We start from the raw sequence: 2,000 nt of genomic DNA on the forward strand, positions 1-2,000 counted from the left end.
GCATCTCCTCGGGCGTCGCCTTCGCCCCCACCCTTCCGCCCGGTCACCCCCCGCCCGCATCGTGCGCAAGGCGGTCGTCCCGGCCGCCGGTCTCGGCACTCGCTTCCTGCCCGCCCCGACATGGGAGCGGGCTGTGGAGTTGGGAGTTGGAGATTTCGTGGACCAACAGCCTTTGACTGCACACAAGTTGAGGCCCACCGCGGCGAAATTTTCGAAAGCCGGTGCTGATACCGCCGGTAACGTTTCTGAATTTACCTCGTTTTGAACTTGGGTCATCCGAACTCCTTGTTACCTGTGAGTCGCATGTGCGAAAGTGAGCCACCTCACAGCCGAGTCCGCAGCTGACGCGGCACAGGTATGCACCAATCACGCACCTGCTTTCCGACGGACGCGCAATTCGTATGCCGTCCTGCGGCTGGAAGGAAATGGTTCAGTGCAATCCCCCTACCCCCCACGCCCGCCGTACCCGCCGCGCCCCGGAACGGGGCCGGCGGATTCCGACCGCGATCTCCTCGCCCGGGCCGGTGATCCCGGTGAAGGCCCGCGCGCCGCCGCGCTGTTGCTGGCCCGGCACTGGCGGGCGGCGTACGAGTACGCCGTGATCTGCCTGGCCTCCTCGCAGGATTCGGCGTCGATGGCGGCCGCCGCCGCGTTCCGCCGGGAACTCGCCCGGCCGGGCGGCGGCGCCCTGCGCCCGCGACTGCTCGAGGCCGTGCGGGACACGGTCGGGGAGTGGGCCGCCGACGACGGCATTTCGGGAGTACTGCCGGAACTCCGCAAACCCGTCGGCGCCCGGGGTCTGCGTGCCGCGCGGCCTGCGACACCGGAAAGGCGGCGGCTCGCCGAGCGCGCATTCCGGGCCCTTCCGGGGGCTTCCCAATGTCTGCTGTGGCACACGGAGGTGGAGGCCGAGCCCATATCCGTACCGGCCGGTCTGCTGGGAGTGGACGTCCGTACCGCGTCGACCGCGCTGGAGCAGGCGCGCGAGCAATTCCGGGCGGGTTGCGTCCGGGCCCACCGGGAACTCGCGCCGACGCAGGAATGCCGCTTCTACAACCGCCTGCTGGACGTTCCGATGCGCCGCGGCGGGGCCCTGCTGCCGGATGTGCAACGGCATCTGATGGTCTGCCGCTACTGCCGGCACGCCGCCGAGCAACTCAGCCATTTCGAGGGCGGCTTGGAGGACCTGCTCGTCGAGACCGTGCTCGGCTGGGGCGCCCGCCGCTACCTCGAATCACGGCCGGGCCGCGACGGGGGCCGGGGCGTCTTGCCCCCAGTCCCGGCCGGTGGCCGCCACCGGCTCCGGGCCCATGCCCTGCCGGCGGGCGGCCGGCTCGGGCCTTCGAGGAGACACACGAAGGCGCTGGCCGCCGCGGTCGGGGTCACCTCCCTCGTCCTGCTCGCGACGCTGCTCGCCGCCAGGGGCTGGACGGAGGAAGGCGGCACCGTCGCGCCCCAGGCCACCTGGGGAGCGGTCAGCGGCCACTCCGTCGCCCCGGATTCCGCGGGGACCTCCTCGGCCGGCCTCCCGTCGGCCGCGTCCGCGGGCCACACCGCCGAAGTGGCCCGTGGGCGGTTGCGCAACCTCGACGCCGGCCTGTGTCTCGACGTCCGGGGCGGCCGGGCCCGGGCCGACGCCCGCGCCGCCCTGACCTCCTGCTCCGCCGCCGGGTCCCTCCAGTGGTCGTACCGGGACGACGGCATGCTGCGCAGCGCCGCCGACCCCACCCTCTGCCTCGGCTCCGACCCCGCGGAGGGCTCGGTCGTCCTGGCCGGCTGCCTCGTGCACGCCGGAGTCGTGCGCTACGACCTGACCGTGCGCGGCGAACTCCTGCCTCGCGGCGGCAAGGGGCTGGCCGTCGCCCACGGCAAGGGCCGGAACGTGATCGTCGCCGGGCGCGACGGATCAGAGGCGCAGCGATGGGCGCTGGAACCGGAGGTCGCCGCCGGGGGCGAGGCGAGGGAGCCGGGGGAGCGGCGGGGGCGGGATGCCCCTCGGG

Annotated in this window: 1 protein-coding gene; it reads left to right on the top strand. The window is 73.2% G+C overall.

Annotation, left to right across the window (positions count from 1 at the left end; all coding sequences use genetic code 11):
• Nucleotides 1–433: 433 nt before the first annotated feature.
• On the top strand, nt 434–2,000 hold a 1,567-nt coding region (locus CA983_RS43130), incomplete at its 3' end, for a ricin-type beta-trefoil lectin domain protein (protein ID WP_244207348.1).

The organism is Streptomyces swartbergensis (assembly GCF_002148965.1).
In the GTDB taxonomy this organism is placed as follows: Bacteria; Actinomycetota; Actinomycetes; order Streptomycetales; family Streptomycetaceae; genus Streptomyces; species Streptomyces swartbergensis.